Source organism: Providencia sp. UF-183 (assembly GCF_058246155.1).
The window spans coordinates 1-320 of the sequence record NZ_JBSICD010000083.1 but is presented as its reverse complement, the minus strand read 5'-3'; the positions used below and the strand labels follow the sequence as shown (position 1 = coordinate 320).

Annotated in this window: 1 protein-coding gene; it reads right to left on the bottom strand. The window is 38.1% G+C overall.

Features of this window, described 5'->3' with window-relative positions:
* Positions 1–212, bottom strand: a 212-nt coding sequence (locus AC4IFT_RS22450) for a hypothetical protein (RefSeq protein WP_490752947.1), incomplete at its 3' end; no start/stop codon positions are given.
* Positions 213–320 lie beyond the last annotated feature (108 nt).

Genomic DNA, 320 nt, shown 5'->3' with positions numbered 1-320 from the left:
AGAGTTAACGTTATAAAGCCTCTCTCTTTATAGTGAGCATCAGCCACCTCTAAAAAAGTGGAGTTTAATTTGATGACTGATAAATCACTCATTAAATCCTGTTGCTTCATACGTTCAATGGGGTGCCCTTGACGTAAATGGTTTGCCAAGTCCTCATAATCTAAAAAGCGATCAATCTTAAGTGGAATATTAATTTCTCTGATTTTTTTCATCATCTATCCGTATGTTGCCGTTATCGTTTTTCGCGTTTTTGGCTTACGGCTTTTCTGTCTGCGTAACGCCAAAAAAGTAAGTGCCGCCAATGCCATGACATATCAACA